The sequence below is a fragment of the uncultured Gimesia sp. genome (assembly GCF_937919775.1).
GTDB lineage: Bacteria > Planctomycetota > Planctomycetia > Planctomycetales > Planctomycetaceae > Gimesia.
The window spans coordinates 1-21,933 of sequence record NZ_CALFPF010000763.1; the positions used below are offsets into that span (position 1 = coordinate 1).

Below are 21,933 nucleotides of genomic sequence, written 5' to 3' on the forward strand. Positions count from 1 at the left end.
TTCGAGAATGTCCTTAAAGATAATCATACCCGGAGAAATAATCCGACTTGTATCTTCAATCTGATATCGCGCATCCATGAGAGGACCTGAATCACTTTAAAAATTAAATGCCCTGGAAGAATACTTTTTCCGCCGTTTTTTCCAAAATCCAGTCTTTATCGTCAGCGGAAAGGAACGGCAAGCCATTCTTGATCAATCCGATCGATGCCTGATAGGAATGATCGCCTTGTACCTGATAAGGACAGTCTGTCGCCCACATCAGCCGATTGGCGCCGAAAGCCTGATACACTTTTTTGATCAGCGGTAACAGATCATGATAGGGCATCTTCTTTTTTCCCAGCGCATAAAACGCGGAGACTTTCACATACACATTCGGATGTTTGGCCATCTTGCATAACTGGTCGACTTCGTTCGGATCGATTTCACCTGTGACACCAATTCTGGCAAGATGATCAATCACAACAGTCGTATCCCGATGTTTCTGACACATTTTATCCAAAGCGGGCAAGCCGTCCGGATTCATCAGACAGCACATCGCCATGCCTTCTTTGGCACCGGTTTTCCACATCTGCTCCATACAGGCTCCATCCAGCCACTCATCGACTTTTTTGGTTTTAGGAGCGATCCGGAATCCACGCACGCCTTTTGCTTTCAGCGCCAACATTTCCGGCGTCGGATTGTCACCATTCTGATCGATGACAGCCACACCCGAATACATGCCCGGATATTTGGCCATGCAGTCCAGCATATAACTGTTATCAAACCCATAGAATGACATCTGGATCAGAACCACCCGATTCACTCCCACCGTCATCATCTGAGCCTGCAACTCTTCCGCAGTAAAACTGGGCGGCTGCATATCAGAAACCTGATAACCCGGGGCCAACGGATATTTTTTAATATCAGGAGTCCAGACATGCGAATGTGCGTCGATATATTCCATAGCATGATCCTCTGATGGCAAGGTGAGTGAATCGAAAAACCAAAATCAGGCTTTGGTCTTCGTGGTATAAAAATATTTCTGTACTAATTCATCCGGCGGCGGTGCGGTCACTTTTGTCACAATATACCCGGAAATGAATGAGACGAACAAGCCGATGATAATCGGATCGAAATCAAATAGTTGGTATGGTTTGAAGAAACTTCCATTCACAAAATACCCGGCCACATACATGGCAAGATGCACGGCAAACCCGCCAATCATCGCACCCATCGCCCCCGCGGCATTGATCCGTCTCCAGTAGAGTCCGTACACAATCGGCGCCAGAAAACTGGCTGCCAGACCACTGCCGACATAAACGATAATATCCTGCAGGAATTTCGGCGGGTTCACTGCCACAAGCATCGCGGCGGTTCCCACTACAAATGTTGCCAGATAACTCAACAGTTTAATCGTTTTCTCGCTCGCTTCAGGATTGATATTCCGCTGATAGACATCGCGGACCCAGGCAGAAGAGATCAGCAGCAGAAAACTGTCGACGGTGGACATCACAGCCGCAAAAGGAGCTGCCACCAGGAGACCTGCCAGCCAGCCCATGCCGATATTTTCTGTCAGAAAGACCGCCATCGCCGGCATGATGCGATCCGAATCACCTTCCATTCCCGGTAACAAAACGCGGGCACAACAGAAAATGACGACTAACGGAAAATAAATCAGTGTGTAATAAATGGCGACGGTACAAATCGAACGTTGCAACGTTTTTGTATCACGAAATGCCATCAACCGCACCATGTTGGCCGGTTGCCCTGTCCCCGAAATGGCCCACATGAAGAAGAAGGAAATCGCCAGACTTAAAGGTAAGAAACCGCTGGAACTACTCGCGCTGGGCCCCGGACCGACAAGGTAGGTCCCCTGCTGGCTCCCTTCTTCCCCGTAGGCGTAGGCTTTCAAATCAATATTTGAAACGCTCACATCATTCAGAAAATTTTCACGCTCTTTCCGACCGAGAATTCGCTCAATATCGTCCAGCGTCGTCAGCTGGAGAACCTTGACTTCGTTAACTGTAGTCTCACCCGCGGGAATCTCAGTGGCACGCGTCACACGAAACAAGAGTGGTATTTTTTGATCGGCAATTGGTTCATCCGTAATCCAGGTTCCCGCATCAATTATTACCGTCTCCTGGCTGGGCTTGTCTAACGTGAGCGTGATTCCCCCTTTTTCTGCTGCTGAGATACGGGGCGGCGTCATTTTCGCCATCAGTCTGGTGGTGTTATCCAGCCCCCCCGCCTGCGAAATTGCCAGAGGCAACATGATGATCACACCGACGACCATCACAATTCCCTGCATCACGTCAGTCCAGACAACGGCATGAAAACCGCCATAGGTGGTGTAAAGAATCACGGCGATGCCAAATACTAACAGACACAACAGATATTCAGGACTCTCCGCGCTGGAAAGAAAAGGAATGCCCGATACGGCCTGCGATAATCCATCCGCAGTACTTTCAAATAGGGTAACGCCTTCCAGTAGTGTCTGCAGGATCAAGCTCCCCGCCTTGAATTGGGCAACCAGATTGAACGACATGAAAAAGACGATCAGCGACACCGCCATCAAACCGAAGACGGGGCTGTTAAACCGGTCACGACACACATCGGGCACCGTGATCGAACCGGAACGTCGTGCCACCTGGTTGAGCCGCTTGCCAATGAAGCCCATCGTACAGATCGGCACCACCATATAACTGCCAATCCAGAGCGCGAGAATCCAGCCGTGTGTATAGATTTTGGATGGAAATCCGGTAAAGCTCCCGCCGGAACTGCTGGTTGCGGCGAAAGTTAATGCAAACGCCCAAACACCCAGCCCACGGCTTCCCAGAAAGTATTCACTGACGAAATTTTTGCTTTTCAATAAGCGGTTTGATAAAGCAGCCAGCACAAACACGGCGGCCGTATAAATCAAAAACGTAACCAGTGCCGCATCAGAACCAGATGCGGCAAACACGGTTGGTAAACTGGCGTTTGTATTAGATAGAAAGTTCAAGACTCATTCCCCCCGGCAGTCGTTGCATCTTGTTTTGCGTGCATCTCTGCAATCTCTTCTGCGAGATCTTCACCTTCGTGAGCGACTCCGAGGTCGTCCTCTTTCATGTAAAACAGGGAGAACCAGATTGTGAACAGGTCAGCCACGACCCAGGGAAAGGCGATTCCCCAGAAAACCCAGCTAGGGATACCCATTGTGGTTTCAACGGTCTCAGGATTCAATCCAGTCTGAAATCCATTGAGATAACAATAAGGAACTGACCACAATAACGCGACCACCCACAAACCCAGAATCACCCAGGCTTCACGTTTCGCGTTTAAAAAAACAGGATCAACTTCCATCGATTCTGTGTCGTTCGATGGTGCGGTACTCATAGCACGGCCCTCACTTCTAAACGAATTCTCTTAGATGAGCGTTAAGCGAACGATTGTACTCTCGACCCAGACGATACACAAAGCACCGCTGCAGGAATGCAGAAATTTTATCAGAACTGAATTCACAGTGACAAAAACGTGAACAGACTGTTATACTATTTCATCGATAAAACATTCCTGTTTTACCAGTAAAACCAAGTGCATTTTTAAACGCAAACCTGTTACAAGTTCGGGAGCGATCTGCTATGTATCTGCGGCACAATTATTTTGTATTACTCTTGACTTTCCCACTGGCCTGCTGCGTGAGTTGCAGTTCCTCGGAAACACCGCAAAAGATCACAGAAGAAGTCGCCGTTGAGCTGGGATCTGGTGGTGCGATCGATATGGAAGCCAACCCCGCCAGTGAATCAAATGCAAAACAGGCAAAACCGGCCCGGCGTTTTCAGCCCATTACATTAGGCGGCAGTTCCACCACGGCGGCTTCCGGGGCAGATGCTCCCGACGAGCAGAAATTCGATAATGTATTGGAGGCCCTCAAACCACTGCAGATTATGCTCGGCGACTGGGGGGGGACTACATTTAAAAAAATCGGCGGTTTCAGTTCTGTGGAAACTTTAGGCTGGGTCTGGGATCTGCAAAGTAATCCGGCTCAACCGGCGCTGGTCATGACGGCGGATAAAAGCCGCTACTATGAAAACGCGCGTCTGACCTATCTGACTGACAAGCAAAAATATCAATTGACGCTCACCAATAAAGCCGGACAGAAACAGATTTATGAAGGCAATTTTTCGGTCCCTCTTAAAAAAGTGCCGGGCGATGATAATCCCAATGTGATGCACTCGACTTACAAGCTCAGTCTCGCACTGGTCGAACCCGCGGACGAGAAAAAACACGCACAGATTATTCTCAACCAGCAGAACAACGACCGCTACATGTTGGAAATTTATGATTTGCGCGGCGACAGTTACGCCCGCATTGATACCATCAACACGCGCCGCCAGGGAACTTCGTTTGCAAAAAGCGATTCCGATTACGGCGATAAAACCTGTGTCATCTCGGGGGGACTGGGAACTTCGCAAGTGACGTACCAGGGAAAAACTTACTGGGTCTGCTGCAGCGGTTGTGCCAAAGCCTTCGATGCCAATCCCGAAAAATGGATCGCCAAACACGAAGCCAACAAAAAAAAGACGATGACTCAATAGTAACATAGTCCGTTTATTTTTCGTGGCCTCTCTTTACTTGCAGGTACAGCGAACGGGCAGTCGCTTACGCTTTTTTCCAGCGAACCGTAATTTCATCCCAGCTGGGACTGGTCGTGTCAGGTAGATTCTGCAGATAAGGCACGCGTTCAATCACCTGCTCAAATAACCCGGCAATCGCTTCCCCCATTTCCCATAACGCATGCCGGAAATTTGCCTTGTCCGCCGCTTCGACCATTTCCGCATAGGTGAGCCCGCCTGCCTTGCGGCTGAGTACTTCGTCGCACTGCCAGCGTGTTCCCGATTGTTTCAGCGCATATTCTTTAATCAGTCGCGGATTGCGTATTTTCTGATAACGGCGATTCTCTTCCAGAACACGCAGCAAAAGTGCTTCATGTTGTGGCGCCCAGGCATCGGGAAAGTCGGCGGCCAGCATGCCTCGCGGTTGCCCCACGCGCATGTAGTGTAACTGTACCGGCTCGACTGGTGTCTCAGCCAGATCGGTCAGGAGACTGGCCCAATCCAGGTGTAACTCTTTCCGTCCCACTTCGTGAAATGTCACCAGATCCTGAATCGGGCGATTGGCCGGCGTGTATTTGCCCCCCAACAGATCAAGCGTGATTCCCGGCTGGACCGATTTAATCAGACTGTCCCCCACAATATGGGCCAGCCAGCCAAACAGATAAGCCAGCTTGCGCTCGCCGGGACCATACAGGTCTTTGGCATCCTGAAACACCATCGCCGCATAGTCAGGCAAATGGTCCCAGGGAACCGTGTATTTTCGCTCTGCCGGCGTCCAGCCAAACACCACATGCGCACGGCCGTAAAACAGGTGATGAATTTCTTTAGGACGATATTCCCTCGACTCAAATTTCAATGACCACGGTTTGACTTCACCGCCCGTCAACGGACTTCGATCCAGCGGCGCGGTTCCAAAGCCGACTTCCTGGCCGGTATCGACGCAAATCGCTTCCGGCATGATTTGAATATCACAGCCCAGATACGCACCCGCCAGATAACTGGCATAGTGCTGATTCATCACAGACACAACAGGCAGCTTTTTCTGCGCAGCCGCTTTACCCGCCAGGATCGCATACATTGTATGACCGATAATTCCACTCATGAACCGACCTCAACTTCACTCGGAAAAACCACTCAAAATTCAGAGACCGCAACTGACTGTAATCTTATCAGAATCCGCGTGCAGACGGCATCCAAACAGCGTTCCCGAACGGGATCAGCATTAGTTCACGTTAGATTATCAGATGACGAAGTGAGTCAGGTTTATCTGCTCCCCCCGCCATTATTTCTCGTTTACGGGCAGTGAAATAATCAGACCTGCAAAACGGGTGTCGGTGCTGCGGCGGTTGGGCATGTGGCATTTGAGACATTGAGAAGGCAGGCAGATTCTTCCCACATGACGGTAGATCCCTTTTTCCACCTGCTCAAATTCTGTTTTGCCTGACGAGATCGCTTCTGCGGCGTTTTTTTCAAAATCCGTTTTGGGCTCGTGGTCGATATTCATCGCTTCCGCATTGACGGAAATCCAGCGGAAGTTGATGTTCCGTGTGCGCTGCATTTCTTCAAACACATCGTCGAGCACACTGGAGGGAATCGGCAGTTTTTCATCCTCGCGATAATATTTGCGATGGACGATCAGCAGTGTGGAATGCAATGTCTCATGTAACAGGCGCGCCTGCTCTCGTGCCTCGCTGATAGACACCAATTTCTGATTTACTTTCTCACCATCGCCAGCCGCCGCTTTCTTTTCGCAGACCTGATCTTTTTTGGTGGTCTCCGCAGCAAATCCGGCGATCGTCAGAACTCCGGAAACGACCAGAGCCATTAAAATGAAACGCGGCAGATTCAAATTTAAAAACATGACTGTCAGTTCTCCCTGGACCCTCGGCTTTTATTCTGGATAATTTCATCCAATATAAATAGCGCGTGTGACTTCTGTCAAGAAAAAGCGTGTTGAAAGTGGCAGCCCTCTGAGACGGAGACAAGCCGGTTCCCGATCAAAGAGTCCGCATGAGCAGCCGTCATAATCGATATAATCGCAACACTCTCTCAACGACGTAGCCTCCGCTCTCAGAAGAAGTTAGCAATTTAAACTGAGACACAGTACCATTTCAAAACCTCTACCATAATGAACTGCACATGTATATAATGGCGGATGTTTCCCACATCATTTCCCACAGCAGTGTGTGTATGTCTAAACCGCGCGATACCGAATCTTTCCTTGAATTATTAAAGGAGAGTCATCTACTCTCGACGGATGAGGTTCGCGCAGTCATCGACAGGCTGCATCTGGAAGATGCGGTCTCTGCGAAAGCAGCCGCCCAGTCACTGGTGACCGCAAAAGTACTGACCCGTTATCAGGGAGAGCGTCTGCTGGCAGGCCGCACGCGGGGCTTTTTCATTCATGGCTACAAAGTCCTGGAAATTCTCGGTTTTGGCGGGATGGGCAGCCTGTATCTGGCAGAAGATATCGAAACCCAAGCGCCGGTCGCTCTGAAAGTGCTCAATGAGAAATGCCGCAACGATACAGGCATGCTCACAAGGCTGAAACTCGAAGCGACCGCCGGTGCACGTTTAAAACATCCGCATGTCGTGCGTACCATTAACTACGATGACACCGGTGCCATCTGTTACATCGCCATGGAATTCGTCAAAGGGATCAGCCTGCTGGAACTGGTGCTGCTCAAACAGCGGTCCTTACCGACACCGCAGGCCTGTGATGTCGTCTATCAGGCGGCTTTGGGTCTTGAAAACGCACATCAGGCGGGTATCGTCCACCGGGATTTAAAACCGGAAAATCTGATCATCGATTCTCAAGGCGTCGTCAAAGTGCTGGACTTCGGTCTGGCGCTGCTGAAGGATAATCCCGAAGCCGAATTTTCACTGGCGATGATTTTCGGACATGGCTGCGTCGGCACCCCCGAATATATTGCTCCCGAACAATCCCAGAACGGGCAGACCGTAGATTCCCGCGCCGATATCTACAGTCTCGGTTGTACGATGTATTTTCTGCTGACTGGTAAACTCCCTTTTCCTACAGGAACTGCCGCCCAGAAAATTCAGGCACATCGACAGAAAACACCGCAGCCCATCAGCGAAATCGCTCCCAATGTACCGGCGGAAGTCGTTTCCATTGTAGAAAAAATGATGGCCAAACAGCCGGAAGACCGGTATCAGTCCATGCACGAAGTGGCTGCTGCGTTAAAACCTTTTGCGAATAGAAAACCGGTTGAGTTCCGATTCAACAAAATCGTATCCCAGCGGGTGCGCGAAGCCCAGGCGCGAAATGCGATTGCCCAGTCCAGCATCGTCCGACCACAACTCTCCTCGCGCATCGCGACGGCCAGCCATGTCGCTGAACTGGCACAGCAGAAAACAGAAGGCATCGAACGGCTGACGCGCGGCGAATCGGACATTTCGAAAAGCGGTATCCTGCGTCACGCGGTCCCCCTGGAATCGACAGACCTCAAGGCACAACAGGCGACCGACGCCCTCCGCAATGAGATACAGCCAATCGAACTCATTTCACTCGACGATAAACAACGCTTCCCCATCGCACAACAGCGGGTGGTATTAGGCCGCAACGCCAGTTGTGACATTCAGCTCGACCGACCGGGAGTTTCGGGAGAACACTGCGCTTTCCACTTTGAAAACACCGGTTGGATTGTTTCCGATCTCAACAGCAAAAACGGCATCGAAGTCGATGGCCGGCGGGTTCAGGAGCAAATCCTGTTTCCCGGTAATACCCTGTCGATCGCTGCCACTTACCATTTCCGCGTCGCTTCTCCCAACCAGTATGTCGCCCGAAGCAAACACAAAAACGTGTTGATCGCCGCTTCAGTCCTGGCCGGCATCTGCCTGATCGCCGGCATCGGTTACTGGCTGCTGTCGTAGCGAATGTTTGCTGAAACAAACCAACTTCTGAGCGGCATGGCGCCAGCCACCGTTTGTTTGAGACGCCACGTTTACCAAAAACGGCGGCTAGCGCCGTACCGCTCACTTTGCCAGCCTTCTCCAGGATAATTATTGAAATATTACTCGTTCCCTAGTTCTTTTTCAGAGAACCTTCAATGTGTTTCGCGACCTGTTCGCCCAGCATGTCGTAACCTTTCCCGTTGAAATGCACGTCTTTCGGGTTTTGTGTTTCTGCGAGATGCGGGGTGATGAACGTAAACAGATCGTCAATTTCGACCCCGTTTTTATTCATTACCCGGGCGGCAATTTCATTCTTTTCTTCGAGCAGCGTTTTGATCTCAGGGCCTTCTTTCCAGTCCGCGGGTATCGGCGTACTGCTGGCCCAGACCAGTTTGGCGCCCGTTTTCTTCAAACGGTCCACGAGTGTTTGCAGACGCGATTCGTAATCGGCAGCGGGGGTGCGGCGGTCGTGAATACCGAAGTTGAAATGAATCACATCCCAGTTCCCCTTGCCGAGCCAGATGTCGAGTTTTTTCAGAGCGGTCGCGGTCGGGCCACAATTCTCGGGGGCGCGATGCACGTTCGCTTTGCCCGCCAGTGCTTTCCGTGCAGACTGTGTGTAACCGCGCGATACCGAATCACCAATCAATAACACCCGCGGCAGTTTCGGATCGTCGGCGACATAATCCCAGGCAGTCACCTGCCCTGCCACCTTCTGTTTTTTATAGATCGGCAGATAAAAACCACCCAGGTTCTCTTCCAGGACGGTCTCCCACTCCTGCTGTTCCGGTGAAAGCGTCGCTTTCCAGGCGGCGAACTTTTCATTCACCGCCGCTGCCTCTTCTGCTTTTTTCGCAGCAGCTTCCGCCGCGTTTGTCGGTTCGGCTTTCTTGTCATTCCCCCAGAGCGGAGCTACTATGAAGGCTGTAAACAGACAAACAAAAAGCGTTGATCGCAAAAACGAAACTGGTTTGAACATCAGCTGTTTCCCGGTATCTGGAATCAATTATAAAAACGGTACACTCTTAATTCAGAATACCGAACACAGATAGAGGAAACAATCTATCACAGACTTTTTTGAGGACTTCCCCATGCCACACAACTTCCGCTCGAAACTCAAACAGGGTGAACTACTGCTTTCACCATTGGTAACGCTCTCCTGCCCGGAAACGGCAGAGGTTTTATCAGACGTCGGTTACGACTGGCTGTTTCTCGACGCCGAACACAGTACGTACTCGCCCGCTGATCTGCTGGCCATCGTCGGACGCGTGGGGCATAAATTACCCTGCCTGGTAAGACTCGCTGCACCGGAAGAAGTGCAGATCAAAAAAGCCCTTGATCTCGGGGCCGCGGGAATTATTGCACCGCTGGTCAATTCGGCAAAAACCGCGGAGCAGGTTGTCTCCTGGTCCCGTTATTCCCCCGAGGGTACCCGAGGGGTCGGCCTGGGCCGCGCCCACGGTTACGGCTTCTCCTTTGACGACTACCTGGCAAAAGCAAACGAAGAAATCACCGTCGTGGTTCAGGCCGAGCATATTGACGCCGTGAATGACATCGAACAGATCGTAAAAGTGCCGGGCGTCGATGCGGTTCTGATCGGCCCCTACGATCTTTCCGCCAGTCTGAAACGCATCGGCGAAATCGATCACCCCGATGTCACCGGCGCGATTCAACATGTCTCCGAAGTCTGCCAAAAACACAACATGCCTCTCGGCATTTTCGGCGTGACGGTCGACGCGGTCAAACCCTACATTGAAAAAGGTTTCACCCTCATCACCGTCGGCGTGGATACGGTCATGCTGGGCCACGCCGCCCGCAAAATGCTGGGGCAGATGCGGTGAGGGGCAAAACTCACCTTGAATAACAATGTGGTTCATAAAAGTCAATTCTGTGATTCTTGCTGATTGATCTATCTCAATCCCGCTGAGTTTCATAAGATCAGACCTGCTGCCAGATGACAAAATCCGCTTCTAAAAAGGAGTTCATAATGCAACGCCTGCTGTTGTTGGCTCTCCCGGGTTTATTCTCTCTCTGCATGGCCTGCTCTGATCAACCGGAGCCTGTTCCTTCGAGACAAAACACAGGCGTAGAATCCGAAGTCTCTCCCACAGTTACCAGTTCGATTCACAAAAGTGAACTGCCAGCGAAGCATCTCATCTCTCCGCACAGCCGCGCGTTATTCGACTGGTTCGATTCGCTGGGAGTCCCAGTTCTCAACGACAAGAAGTATCTGCAGATTTATCTTGGCCACTACAGATCACCCACTGATGAAAAAGAAAAGCCTCAATTTACAAATGTCTTTTTACTGGATTCCCATGAGGCGAAAAGGAAAGTTTTTACTCTTGGCATGCGTACCACAACATACTCAGGTGATGAATACAACATGCTCACAGGAGAATTGTATCGGTTCAAAGAAGTCGATCTTGGTGATGATGTCATCCAGAGGCTGAAGTACTTACGTGCGATCGACCCGGAAGAGGATCATCTCAGAAATTTCGGTAAAAGGACAAGTGAACTGGTTGAGTTGTTTATTCTCGCCCGCGGCTGTTATGGTAACGGATTAAACCAACAGGCAGAGGACCTGATTGAGTACATCGCTGAGATCCCCGATTTACAAACCGGAAAACCAGTGGGTAGGGAAGGGCTTAAAAGTGCCTTATCCGAGGACATGGCAAAATCGTTTATGTGGAGTACCGTGCTTGACTTCCGCGATCCGGAAGTGCAACGCAGAGAAATACTTCAGAGTTTTCTCGATATTGTAAAATATTTTCCCCAAAGTAAATATTCGACACGAGCCAGAAAGTCTGCAGAAATTTTATCCCGCATGATTCAGGAAGACGAAGCGCATTCACGGAAAACGACAAAGTCTCTGGAAGTAATGACACCTCGAGAACGGGTAGCGGAACTGATCTACCAGCTGCGGGATCAGAATGGAATTCAAATAGCTCAACCAGGCAGCTGCGACATTTTCGGCGACCCACGGGATGGTGGCATGATGCACCAGAAAGTTCCAGGAAAAGGGAGCCCTGCCACTCAACTGATTGATATGGGTGAAGTGGCACTCGAACAGTTGATCGATGCCGTCGATGACGACAGCTTCACGCGTTGCGTCGAATACCACAGAAATTTTTATTTTTCCCATCACGTCATTCGCGTTGGCGATTGTTGCCAGATCATCCTTGATTGCATTCAACCGACGGGAAGAAGGTTCGATATTAAAGGCAATCCTCAACAAGCTAAAGCAGCAATGAAAGTCTGGTATCTGGGAAATTGAAGCCAGACTTGACTTCCCTATTCGGGTTCCAGAAACCGCAGATGAGGGCCGGCGTGGGTTGAGTAGACCGTTTCCAGCATTGCCGGATCCAAGATGCCGGTCGTAAGGCCACTGAACTTCCGAAACAGGCTCCCGGCTTGATGATATGATATCTCGGGCAAAACTGGGTAACTTTAACATGCCCTTTCAGCCTGGTACTTCGGGAACAGGCCCGAAACGAAAAATTATGGGGACCGGGAGAGCGGCAGCGAGTATAATTGCGGAGCGAACGCGGGAATCGCAGGCGATCGGCCAATTTATTATGAATTCTCATTCTCGATCAGGCTTGCGTTGAAAATTTGATAATGGACACAGCAGTGGTGAAAGCATACCTATCTCGATCAGTTCTTTTCGCCGCAGTGATCGCCTATCTCCTGGCAGTGCCGGGCTACGGTTTTACCCAAGGCCCCGAACGCAATGCATCACCGTCCTTAAGCGAGGATCCTCCGGTCCAGGCAACGATTCCCTCCCCTGCGGATGCGGAAGGAGTCGGAAAAGTCAAACCCTCAGCACTGCTCGAAGAGTCAAAGCCGGAAATGAATCGCCCCTCGGCCTGGGGAGGACCCACAGAGGTTCAGATCATCGTCTTTGTCATTGATATCGATGAAGTGAACTCCGCTGATCAGAGCTTCGCGGCCAGCATCTATTATGAGGCACACTGGAAGAATCCCCTTCTGCAACATCAAGGCCCCGGTCCATTGCATGTGGACCTGACGGATGTCTGGAATCCGCGACTGACTATCGTCAGCCAGCAGATGGCCTGGAACTCTTATCCTGAGTCAGTCGAAATCCAGCCGGACGGAACGGTCATTTTTCGTCAAAAGGTGTGGGGACATTTCTCACAACCCCTGAACTTGCGAGATTTTCCCTTCGATCAGCAGGAACTCTCCATTCAGCTCGCCGCGGTAGGTCTGTCAGAAAAGCAAGTCCGGATGGTCTCACTGGTCGGTGAATTCGGCAGAACATCTAGTATTGCCAGACAGTTCTCATTGCCCGACTTTGATATCCTGTCCTTCAAAGCTGCACCTGCCGCTTATTATCCCGATCAGAGCCCAGTCGGTGTCGCCGGTTATGAAATGAAGATTAAGATTGCCCGACAGCCGGATTACTACATCCTGAAAGTGATTATTCCCTTGTGTCTGATTGTGATCATGTCCTGGCTTCCCCGCTGGTTGAACCCGGAACAGTCCGGCACGAATATCGGCATATCTACCTCGGCATTTTTGACGCTGGTAGCCTATCTGTTTGCCATCACCGTGCTTTTACCACGCATCTCATATATCACGCGGATCGACCGGTTCATCCTGCTTTCCACACTCACGGTCTTTTCCGGATTAATACAGACTGTTATCAACACGTTCCTGATCAAAGGGGAGAGCATTCAGAAAAAACGGCTGGTGGCACGAATCGACTTCTGGTCGCGTTTGGCTTATCCCCTGATTCTCGTAGTAGTCATCGTAATTTCATTTGTAATTTGATCAACGGAAGCAGTAAAACGGTTTATTAGTATTTTGACAAAATGTATCAGAAACGAGCGACACTGTTTCAAAGACATTGCATAAGAACAGGCCACCATGATCACCACCCGCGATGCCACGATTGATGATTTGCCTGCCATCGTTGAGATTTACAATCAGTCGATCCCGGCTGGTACGGCGACGGCCGATACAAAACCGATCACCGTGGAAAGTCGGCTGCAGTGGTTTGCGCAGTTCACACCCGAGAAACGGCCGATCTGGGTGGCGGAAGATGCAGCGGGACAAATCGCGGGCTGCATTTATGTGACTTCGTTTTACGCCGGTCGCCCCGCTTACGATAAGACGGCGGAAGTCAGCCTGTACCTCGCGAATTCGCATCAGAAACAGGGGCTGGGTACGTTTCTGTTACAAAAGATGATCGACGCCTGCCCTGCACTGGGAATCACCACACTCGTCGGCATGCACTTTGATCACAATGAGGGCACGCGACACTTGAATGAAAAGTTCGGTTTTGAAGTCTGCGGACACCTGCCCGAAATTGCAGAGGTTCACGGACAGAAACGCGGCCTGCTGATCTCACTGTTACGGATTCCGGCAGCGGAATCAAACTGAGAGATTATTCCTTCGCTTCTGTCTCAGGGGGATTCTCTTTCGTTTCTGTCTGGTCCTTCTCCGATTGTTCTGTCGCAACCAGTGGATACTGTTTGAATGCATCTGCTGACAGTTCAAGTGGGCGCCCCGCTGCCGTCAGAACAAAACCACCGTTCTTAGCAGAATCGGCAGTATAGGCGAGCAGGTATTGATCATTTTCCTGACCGGAATCGGTTAAAGCAGCCTGCCAGATGACGGCCACCTGTCCTCCCCGAATCATTTCTTCCAGAGAGGCAGGCAACACCACCACTGAGACCGAATCGGGAGCAACAATTCCCGTCGCTTTGGGTGGCGGCGGCGGATTGTCAAGAAATTCCTTGAGTTCATCCAAGCTTGCGGGAGAATGTGTCTGTACGCGATGAAATTCGTGATAAGCCAGCCCCAGCTTCTGTAAATCGTCTTTAAACGAATGCCCTGTCTGTGTTGGCTGAATCATCTGCTCCGAATAGATTCCTATCAGAACAACAATCAATAAAACGATCACCAGTCCTCTGACAATCAACGGCGTGTGACCTGATTTCACCTGTAAGTCCGCCTGAGGTTGAACTTCGTGTCTCTCTTCGTGCTCTGTGGAATCCATGCTGGTCCCCGACTTCACTCGTCATGATACAGCAGACACCCTGACGCAAGTTGCTGCTGCAGAAATGCAAATCTGACCGTTCAAATCACTTTACTCTGAAATTCGGCAGAATTCAAGAACTGACAGGCAATGACCTAAAAACCGAGACACGGTTACTGAGAGTTCTGATCCCGCCAGAGGCTCCAGTAGGCTTTCATGCGACGGGCGAATGCCTGTGGCTCCTCTGCAAAAATACGATCAGCCAGCTTGAGTCCTGCCGACTTCAATTCCTGCCGCTGCTGGCCGATGATTGTCAGGAGCCGATCAATGCCTGCAGACGATCCCAGTGTTTCTGGTTCACTTTGAATGAGTTGCATCATCACGGCCAGATCATGATCGTCGCCGAGAAAATCATTTAACTGATCCAGTTCTGCAATGCGGGCTGCCAGAATCGGTTTCCAGAGATCACCCAGCAGCCGCATATGATACAGATGATATTTGCTGCGTTTGCGACATTCGTGAAACAGCTCATCACTCGGGCAACGACGCAGATCCTTTAATGCCTTTGCCCCGCGCTGATAGGTTTTCTGCAAACCGTGACTGATCACTTTCCCTGCCGGCCCTTTGATCTTCCAGTTTTCAATCTTTCGATGGCCTTCTTCAAGTTGACCTGATAATTTTTTCAAATCGGCGTCCAGGTCAATCCACTCTTCCACAATGCGCTGTTTGCGGGCCAGCAGCCTGCTTTCGAATTCCGAAAACATTTCTGCATGAGCACTGTCCGAAAAACGTTCACGCAGTTTCCCTAGCGATTCCAGCATGGATTCCGCATCTCGAACGCGTGACAGACGCCGCCCGGCATCTCGATACCAGAGATTAATCTGCGAATACTCGTCGCCCAGTCCCGAACGAACCAGGCGAATCAAACCACGCAGTTTCTTAAACTGTTTACGCACCTCATGAATGGCCTGATGCTGGTTCCGTTCCGGGTTCTGCAGCGCAAGCAGCGCCTGGCTCATTTGCTCGCGTGCAATCCGACGGACTCCCTGCACCAACGACTCCTGTTGCTTGAACTGATAACCCATTACAAATTCCGAACCTGAATACTGATTTCACCAGTCTGATCAGAGACGAACCCTGAGAACAGAGTCAAACTCCCAGATCGACGTGCGTTTAAAAAACACTCTCACCATATCACAAACGCCGACACAATTTAACCTGCCTGCGCTGTCGTTCCTGCAATTACAACATTCCTTCCGGATTTTCTTGTTCCGTACTCGTCTTGTCACCTTTCGATTCCACCCAGTGCATCACGGCTACGATCAACACTCCTGAGATGGTAAATCCGCCGATCACGGGAATCACGGTGCCGTTGTAACTGTGGCCGATCAGAATGCCGCAGGGGACGGAAATCAAAGTCGAGAGTGCCCCCATCACAGCCGACCCGACCCCCGCGATATGACCGAGAGGTTCCATCGCCATGGCGTTCAAATTTCCGTACATAATCCCGAAGCAAAACAGAATGGCCATCATATACGCCATCATCGACCAGAGTGGCGGCTGACCGCCGACCGACAGCACATACAGAAAAAACAACAGGGATATGACCGTCGAAATACGTTTGGACCAGCGCGAAAGATGCTGCATGCCGAACCGCATCACGAGCCTGCCATTCGCAAACGAAGCGCTGCCGATGCACAGCGCCAGAATTGCAAAGTACAGCGGGAACATCGTCCCCAGTTTGTACTGTTTTTGAAAGATCTGCTGCGCCGAACTCAAATACCCCAGAAAGGCACTTGAAATCAATCCCAGGGAAATCGTGTATCCCAGCGAAACGCGGTGCGAACAGACTTCCTGAATCGCACGTTTGATTCGCATCAGAGAAAACGGAATGCGACGATCGGCAGTCAGTGTTTCAGGCAGGCGTAAAACCAGCCAGATCAGCGTCAGGATGCCGCACCCCAGCAGAGCGGCAAAAATGGCCCGCCAGTGTGCGACCAGTAAAATCCCCTGTCCCAGCGTCGGCGCAATGGCCGGCACGAAAATAAAAATTGTCATCACAAACGACATGACGCGTGCCATCGCGGGGCCTTCATATTGATCGCGGATAATCGCCACTATCACAGATCGCGGCCCTGCCAGTCCCAACCCCTGCAGAAACCGTCCGCTGAGCATCATGGTCAGATCCGTTGCAAACAAAGACAGCACACAACCCGTCAGAAACAGGCTGAAGCCGAGATAAATCGCCGGTTTCCGCCCCGTCGTATCAGATAAAGGACCGTAAACTCCCTGTCCGAAGGCCAGCCCCAGAAACAGAATGGAGACAATCAACTGGCTGTCGTTGACTTCTTTCGCTCCCAGATCCTGACCGATCTCAGTCAGTGCGGGCAGCATTGCATCTATGGATAATGCCACCAATGACTGCATTAATGCCATCATGGCTACAAATTCGCCAAAAGAGATCGCCGCTGGTTCTCGTTTTTGATTCAAGGAACGTGATTCTCTGAAAGGATCATCCATGTTGAAGATAAATGCACAGCGCGTGCGGCTGAATCATACTGGCTCCCCGGAATCAAACCAACGATTCGCGGCAGAATTCTCGGCGCGTTCCGGGAACTTCGCAGCTCCCCCCGCTGAGACGAAACAGGCTACTTTGAACAGTAAAATACCAGAGGAAAGCCGGGGCATGTTGGGTGAACGGAAAGGTTCCCCTTGCTCAATTGATTCTGAAGTCGTATCTTTCGCGTTGTGAATGAGTTCTTTCATTGATCAATAATTAAAGAGAGATATTATGCAAAGCGCAGAAGGTTGGCGTTCTATTTTGGAGAATTGGCCGGAGAGTATCCCCAAGAAGGGGATCGTGGTCACCTCGTTTCAGGAAACCGTTCCTTTCAAGAACTTTTTACTTTCGAACGGGATCGTCCTGTTTGAACGCGATTCACCTGATTCCCTGGGAACACGAAAAGTGATGCTCTCTTATGAAGGTATCTGTGCCATCAAACTTACAGATGCCATGGAACTGGCCCGGTATCAGGTGATGGGTTTCCAATCAGCGATGTAGCATGAGCCGCAAGGCCCGGCTGAATTACGTGACGGACATCCAACGCGACAGAATAATCGTGGGGAGCAATAATGCGGCTGTCACGATGGCGTACTGGGGATTCGCAGTCCAGACAAAAACCATGATCGCGTTCAACATCACGTAGGAAGCGAGCATGGTTTTGACTGCGATCTGTACATTTTGAGGAACCGGATTCAAAATGGCCTGCACCAGGCGGCGGTTAATGGTCAACATCACCACGCCGATTGCCGCCAGCACCATGCTCAGATTGATTTCGCGTGGCCAGGGATAAGTGGCCAGCATCCAGACCAGCGCACCCAGTCCTGCATTAATCACCAGTGTGCCGCCGATCAAGTGCCCGCGATGACTTTTTTTTGCTTCCATTCGCGCAAACCAGGTGAGCCCGACGATAAACAGACCCAGGGCTGCGGCGATCCGCAGTTGCGGTTTCACCCAGAGATTAATTTCCCGGGCCACGGCGCTGGCCCCCAGCATCACATTCAGGAATCGGCAGATCCCCATCATCAGCGGGCCAACGATTGTTTTTTTCAGGATGGTGTCATAACTGAGAATGGCCACCACCAGCAGACCGGCGACAATCAGACTCTGCTTACCGACCGTTTGAGCGGCACCGACGCCCGCCAACATCAGCAGCCCGCCCAGGACCGCCGCGTTCTGTGTGGAAATGCGACCGGAGGGAATCGGCCGCGAAGGTCGTTCTTCCGCGTCGACTTTCCGGTCAAACACATCGTTGAACACCATACCTGAGAGATACAGGCAGGCGGAAGCAACCAGCAGTAATGCAAATTGCACGGGAAGTTCGAAGGAGTTATGTGTCAGCAGATAACCGAGAATAATATCTGACATCGCTGTAAAAACAGCGGGCAGCCGCATCAATTGAAAATACGCGAGCCACTTTTTCATGTTGCTGAAGATTCTTCGGAAACGTGGTTGGCCCATTCCTCAAGTTGCTGGTACTGCCGTTCGAATTCCGGCGTGGTGGCCTGCATCGGGCTTTTAAAGAACGAACTTAAATGTGTCATCACCCCGGATCGATTTCCGCGCCGCCACTCCCGCTCGGTAAATCGAACCATATCGAGTACCAGGGGTGCTGCCAGAACGGAGTCGGTTCCCTGCCAGGTAAACTGCAGAGACATTTTCGTATCCAGGAAACCTTTAAAATGGATGTGATCCCAGGCCGTTTTCCAGTCACCCATCGATTCAATATATTCGATTGAGACCAGCGTCTGTGGCTTGTACCCCAGAATTTCCGTCAACAGATGATCTTTGGAATGGACTTTGTTCGATTTATTGATCGGGTCATCGAGGACTTTACCGTCCAGATTTCCAAAAATATTATGCCCCACCCAGCTCATGACGTTCAGATTCCGGTGAGCAAACATCGGGGCGAGCACACTTTTCATCAGGGTCTCCCCCGTTTTTCCGTCACGGCCCCCGTGCAACACCTGCTTCTCTTCAGCCAGTTCGATCAAAGCCGGTAGGTCAGTGGCTGCGGAAGGTGTAAAGTTGAGATGCGAGCAGCCGGCGTTGATGGCGGCGATGGCATAGATCGTACTCGCTGGAACCGGCGAAGTGACCGCTGATGCGAGCGCTTCTTTCAATTCCGCCAGCGTCAGTTCTTTGGCCGATTGCTGCACGGGAGGTTCCGTCGAAGCCAGATTGACCACAACAACATGTGCCAGATCGTGTTTTTTCTGAAAAGCCGTGATGTCTCCGGAGAGACGTGTTATCGTCTCCTGCGTAGATTCTTCATCAAACTGTTTTACCGCTTCGCCGGCCAGAGAACGAATCGTATCACCCACGTGGATCAGCGTGCCCGGTTTGACATTTTCATCGAAGGCCTTCAATTCGGCTTCGACGGACTGTAACAGTGCGGGATGAAAAACGCCTGAAGTATCGCTGAAATGTTGGGCCGCTTCCACAAAAGAAGTATCGCGGATTTCATGTCCGCCGATGACCAGTTGATCCCAGTCTGCCAGATTCAGCTTTTCAAAATAAGGATTTTCAGAAACAAGCCCGCTGGAACTGGTGAGCCCTTTCTGCAGTGCTGTTAAACCGACGGCGACGGTCGTTGAGACGCCGCCCCATGCTCCGATGATCCAAATCCCGATACGTTGTTTCGTCATGATGCTGCCTGAAAACTGATAAAACTGAATTCAATTGTAATTGCTGATGATATAGAGGTAGGTGGGAGCAGACCAATTAAAGCCTGCTCGACTCGTGGCTGGGCAAATTCAATTGCTGATTTCATTCGATCATCATTTCTGTGCGGAATCCTGACGAATCCCCTTATCACAGAATCAAAGTAACCACGTTTATTATTGTAGGTTCATGCCGACACGACACAATCAAAGATTCCTGATTGCGCCGAAAATTTTGTCCTGAGTCTTCTGGTAAGTGAAATTAACCTGTTTGCAGAGTTTGATCGATCCAGTCCATCAAAGACGCTTTAAAGCCTTCAATAGTCGACAGGGCCTCGTCTCTGGTTTTTGCGAGTTGAGCAGGATCTGCCACTTCTGCCTGTGCAAAATAATAGAACTTAATCTTGGGCTCCGTACCAGAAGGACGCACACCCAGTTGTACAGTCAGAGAAGAACCCTCGCCCTTCGCTTCAAACATCAGAACATTTCCCTTTGGTTTAGAAAAGGTCTCGGAGGGGGTATTTTCCGGCAATGCCCGAATTTCAAGGTTTTGATAGTCTCGCACCAGCGTAAATGTCAGATTTCCCAGCTTTTGCGGGGGCGTGCCCCGGAACGCTTTCATTAATTGTTTGATTTGCTCATTTCCCTGCGAACCTTTACAGGTTTTGGAAACTTGTCCTTCCAGATGGTATCCGTGCTCGATATAGAGCTCATCCAGCCGGTTCAACAGCGTTTTTCCCTCTGTTTTCAATTCCGCCGCCAGCTCGCAGGCCCAGAGTGCCGCGATAGCCGCATCTTTGTCCCGACAATAAGTTCCCGCCAGATAACCCAGCGACTCTTCAGTGCCAAACACAAATTCATCCGGGCCTTCTTCATCCATCGTTTCTGCAATGTACTTAAACCCGACCAGCAGGTTATTGATAATGCGAACGTTGGCCTTGCGTGCGATGGCACCAATCAGGGGCGTCGTCACAATCGTCTCGACGACATAATGCCTGGGTGTCAGGGTTCCGTTTTCCTGACGTTTACGGAGTACATAATCGGCCAGTAAAGCACCGACCTGATTACCCGTGAGATGCACAAATTCGCCCGCATCGTTTTTGGCACAAACCCCCATCCGGTCGGCGTCCGGATCACTGGCCAGAATGATTTCCGCCCCGGTTTTTCGGGCCAATTCGATGGCGGGTTGATAAACTTCCGTACGTTCCGGGTTCGGCAGTTGATCGGGAACATTGGGAAAATTTCCGTTTTGTTCACACTGGGGCTCGAACCGCAGGACTTGTTTAAATCCCACCTGTTGTAATACGTGATAAACGGAAGTTTCTCCCACGCCGTGCAGGGGAGTAAAAAATCCGCTCAGATCTCTGCAGTTCGAATGGCTGTGTGCGGCGACAGAACTGCGATAGACGCTGGCAACATCTTCATCGATGAATTTGATCAAACCCTGTTTTACGGCTTCATCGAAGTCAACAGAGGGGATTTCGGTCGCCTGATAAACTTCATCAATGATGCCTTGATCGTGGGGGGGCAGGACCTGTCCTCCGGTAGACCAGTAGGCTTTAAAGCCATTGTCAGAAGGAGGATTATGTGAAGCTGTAATCATTGCCCCCACATCACAGCCGAGATGCCTGACGGCAAAAGAGAGTTCCGGCGTCGATCGGGGCGTTTTGTAAAAGTAAACGGTCAAACCGTGCGCCGCCATCACCGTCGCGGCAATGCGGGCAAATCGTTCGGAATTGATCCGCGAATCATGGGCAATGGCTGCTTTGCCGGTCTTTGAACCAGCGGCTTTCTGAAAATAGACAGCCAGACCGTGCGCCGATTCGGCAATAGTTCTCTCGTTGATCGTGGCTGAGCCAAAATCACTCATTAACCCGCGACGACCACCGGTCCCGAACGGGATAACTTCCCAGAAATAAGTATCCAACGTACCGAATTCTTTGGATTCAATCAGTTTGAGAATCGCGGGCTGATAAGAGGCATACTGAGGTTCAGTAAGCCATTTCTGCAAGTTGGTGAAAGCGGAATCAGAAAGTTTTTTTTCGGTAACAGCAGTGCGGGCGATTTCGATGGCCTGCTGGTGATCTGACGAAGGGGACGGCTGGTTCATCCTGTGCGCTTTTCCGGGTTTGAGATCGCTGGCTTGTATTTAACGTTCTATTACACGTCACTTGTCAATTTTTTCATTCTTCAGGACCCGTGAAACGCAAGGGGCATGCA

General features: G+C 50.8%; 19 protein-coding genes. 7 read left to right on the forward strand and 12 right to left on the reverse strand.

Annotated elements, in window-relative coordinates; all coding sequences use genetic code 11:
• Positions 1-103 precede the first annotated feature (103 nt).
• The 3 genes from Q0294_RS21605 to Q0294_RS21615 are packed head-to-tail and all read right to left on the reverse strand — an operon-like array spanning position 104 to position 3,354.
• Positions 104-943: an amidohydrolase family protein gene (locus Q0294_RS21605; RefSeq protein WP_299469592.1), complete on the reverse strand. Its 840-nt coding sequence runs from the start codon at positions 941-943 to the stop codon at positions 104-106.
• 45 nt (positions 944-988) lie between these two features.
• Positions 989-2,980 carry a hypothetical protein gene (locus tag Q0294_RS21610; protein ID WP_299469594.1) on the reverse strand — a complete coding sequence of 664 codons (1,992 nt, stop codon included), beginning with the start codon at positions 2,978-2,980 and terminating at the stop codon, positions 989-991.
• A complete protein-coding gene (locus Q0294_RS21615; RefSeq protein WP_299469596.1) occupies positions 2,977-3,354 on the reverse strand; it encodes a hypothetical protein in 378 nt (125 codons plus the stop codon). Before Q0294_RS21615 ends, Q0294_RS21610 begins: the two co-directional genes overlap by 4 nt.
• A gap of 245 nt (positions 3,355-3,599) precedes the next feature.
• On the opposite strand from Q0294_RS21615, the gene Q0294_RS21620 reads away from it, so the two are divergent.
• Positions 3,600-4,556 (forward strand): hypothetical protein, encoded by a 957-nt coding sequence (locus Q0294_RS21620; RefSeq protein ID WP_299469598.1) that lies wholly within the window; start codon positions 3,600-3,602, stop codon positions 4,554-4,556.
• Between the two features lie 64 nt (positions 4,557-4,620).
• Here the strand turns inward: Q0294_RS21620 and Q0294_RS21625 are convergent, their stop codons facing one another.
• Entirely contained in the window at positions 4,621-5,676 is a 1,056-nt protein-coding gene (locus Q0294_RS21625) for a hypothetical protein (RefSeq protein WP_299469600.1), read from the reverse strand.
• Between the two features lie 180 nt (positions 5,677-5,856).
• Positions 5,857-6,435 (reverse strand): DUF3365 domain-containing protein, encoded by a 579-nt coding sequence (locus Q0294_RS21630; protein WP_299469602.1) that lies wholly within the window; start codon positions 6,433-6,435, stop codon positions 5,857-5,859.
• Between the two features lie 329 nt (positions 6,436-6,764).
• Here Q0294_RS21630 and Q0294_RS21635 point away from each other — a divergent pair, with 329 nt between their 5' ends.
• On the forward strand, positions 6,765-8,468 hold the full coding sequence (locus tag Q0294_RS21635; RefSeq protein WP_299469603.1) for an FHA domain-containing serine/threonine-protein kinase: 1,704 nt from the start codon (positions 6,765-6,767) through the stop codon (positions 8,466-8,468).
• A 151-nt stretch (positions 8,469-8,619) separates the two neighbouring features.
• Here the strand turns inward: Q0294_RS21635 and Q0294_RS21640 are convergent, their stop codons facing one another.
• Entirely contained in the window at positions 8,620-9,468 is an 849-nt protein-coding gene (locus tag Q0294_RS21640) for an SGNH/GDSL hydrolase family protein (RefSeq protein ID WP_299469605.1), read from the reverse strand.
• A gap of 112 nt (positions 9,469-9,580) precedes the next feature.
• Here Q0294_RS21640 and Q0294_RS21645 point away from each other — a divergent pair, with 112 nt between their 5' ends.
• The 4 genes from Q0294_RS21645 to Q0294_RS21660 all read left to right on the forward strand — a co-directional run bounded on the left by Q0294_RS21645 (position 9,581) and on the right by Q0294_RS21660 (position 13,892).
• Positions 9,581-10,330, forward strand: a complete 750-nt coding sequence (locus Q0294_RS21645) for an aldolase/citrate lyase family protein (protein ID WP_299469607.1) — start codon at positions 9,581-9,583, stop codon at positions 10,328-10,330.
• Between the two features lie 146 nt (positions 10,331-10,476).
• Positions 10,477-11,763 (forward strand): hypothetical protein, encoded by a 1,287-nt coding sequence (locus tag Q0294_RS21650; RefSeq protein WP_299469609.1) that lies wholly within the window; start codon positions 10,477-10,479, stop codon positions 11,761-11,763.
• A 344-nt stretch (positions 11,764-12,107) separates the two neighbouring features.
• The gene (locus tag Q0294_RS21655) at positions 12,108-13,280 is read left to right on the forward strand and encodes a hypothetical protein (protein WP_299469611.1); all 1,173 of its coding nucleotides are present in this window, start codon (positions 12,108-12,110) and stop codon (positions 13,278-13,280) included.
• A gap of 96 nt (positions 13,281-13,376) precedes the next feature.
• The gene (locus Q0294_RS21660; protein WP_299469613.1) at positions 13,377-13,892 is read left to right on the forward strand and encodes a GNAT family N-acetyltransferase; all 516 of its coding nucleotides are present in this window, start codon (positions 13,377-13,379) and stop codon (positions 13,890-13,892) included.
• Positions 13,893-13,896: 4 nt separating this feature from the next.
• On the opposite strand, the gene Q0294_RS21665 is transcribed toward Q0294_RS21660, so the two are convergent.
• From Q0294_RS21665 to Q0294_RS21675, 3 genes are all read right to left on the reverse strand, one after another.
• Positions 13,897-14,511, reverse strand: a complete 615-nt coding sequence (locus Q0294_RS21665) for a hypothetical protein (RefSeq protein WP_299469615.1) — start codon at positions 14,509-14,511, stop codon at positions 13,897-13,899.
• Positions 14,512-14,663: 152 nt separating this feature from the next.
• Positions 14,664-15,575, reverse strand: coding sequence for a CHAD domain-containing protein (locus tag Q0294_RS21670; RefSeq protein ID WP_299469617.1), 912 nt, complete (start codon positions 15,573-15,575; stop codon positions 14,664-14,666).
• 157 nt (positions 15,576-15,732) lie between these two features.
• The gene (locus Q0294_RS21675; protein ID WP_299469619.1) at positions 15,733-16,980 is read right to left on the reverse strand and encodes a multidrug effflux MFS transporter; all 1,248 of its coding nucleotides are present in this window, start codon (positions 16,978-16,980) and stop codon (positions 15,733-15,735) included.
• Positions 16,981-17,281: 301 nt separating this feature from the next.
• Here Q0294_RS21675 and Q0294_RS21680 point away from each other — a divergent pair, with 301 nt between their 5' ends.
• Positions 17,282-17,551, forward strand: a complete 270-nt coding sequence (locus tag Q0294_RS21680; RefSeq protein ID WP_299469621.1) for a hypothetical protein — start codon at positions 17,282-17,284, stop codon at positions 17,549-17,551.
• Positions 17,552-17,575: 24 nt separating this feature from the next.
• On the opposite strand, the gene Q0294_RS21685 is transcribed toward Q0294_RS21680, so the two are convergent.
• The 3 genes from Q0294_RS21685 to Q0294_RS21695 all read right to left on the reverse strand — a co-directional run bounded on the left by Q0294_RS21685 (position 17,576) and on the right by Q0294_RS21695 (position 21,823).
• Positions 17,576-18,475, reverse strand: a complete 900-nt coding sequence (locus Q0294_RS21685) for a UbiA family prenyltransferase (RefSeq protein WP_299469623.1) — start codon at positions 18,473-18,475, stop codon at positions 17,576-17,578.
• Entirely contained in the window at positions 18,472-19,698 is a 1,227-nt protein-coding gene (locus Q0294_RS21690) for an inositol-3-phosphate synthase (protein ID WP_299469625.1), read from the reverse strand. Before Q0294_RS21690 ends, Q0294_RS21685 begins: the two co-directional genes overlap by 4 nt.
• A gap of 277 nt (positions 19,699-19,975) precedes the next feature.
• Positions 19,976-21,823 carry a phospho-sugar mutase gene (locus Q0294_RS21695; RefSeq protein ID WP_299469627.1) on the reverse strand — a complete coding sequence of 616 codons (1,848 nt, stop codon included), beginning with the start codon at positions 21,821-21,823 and terminating at the stop codon, positions 19,976-19,978.
• Between the last annotated feature and the right edge of the window lie 110 nt (positions 21,824-21,933).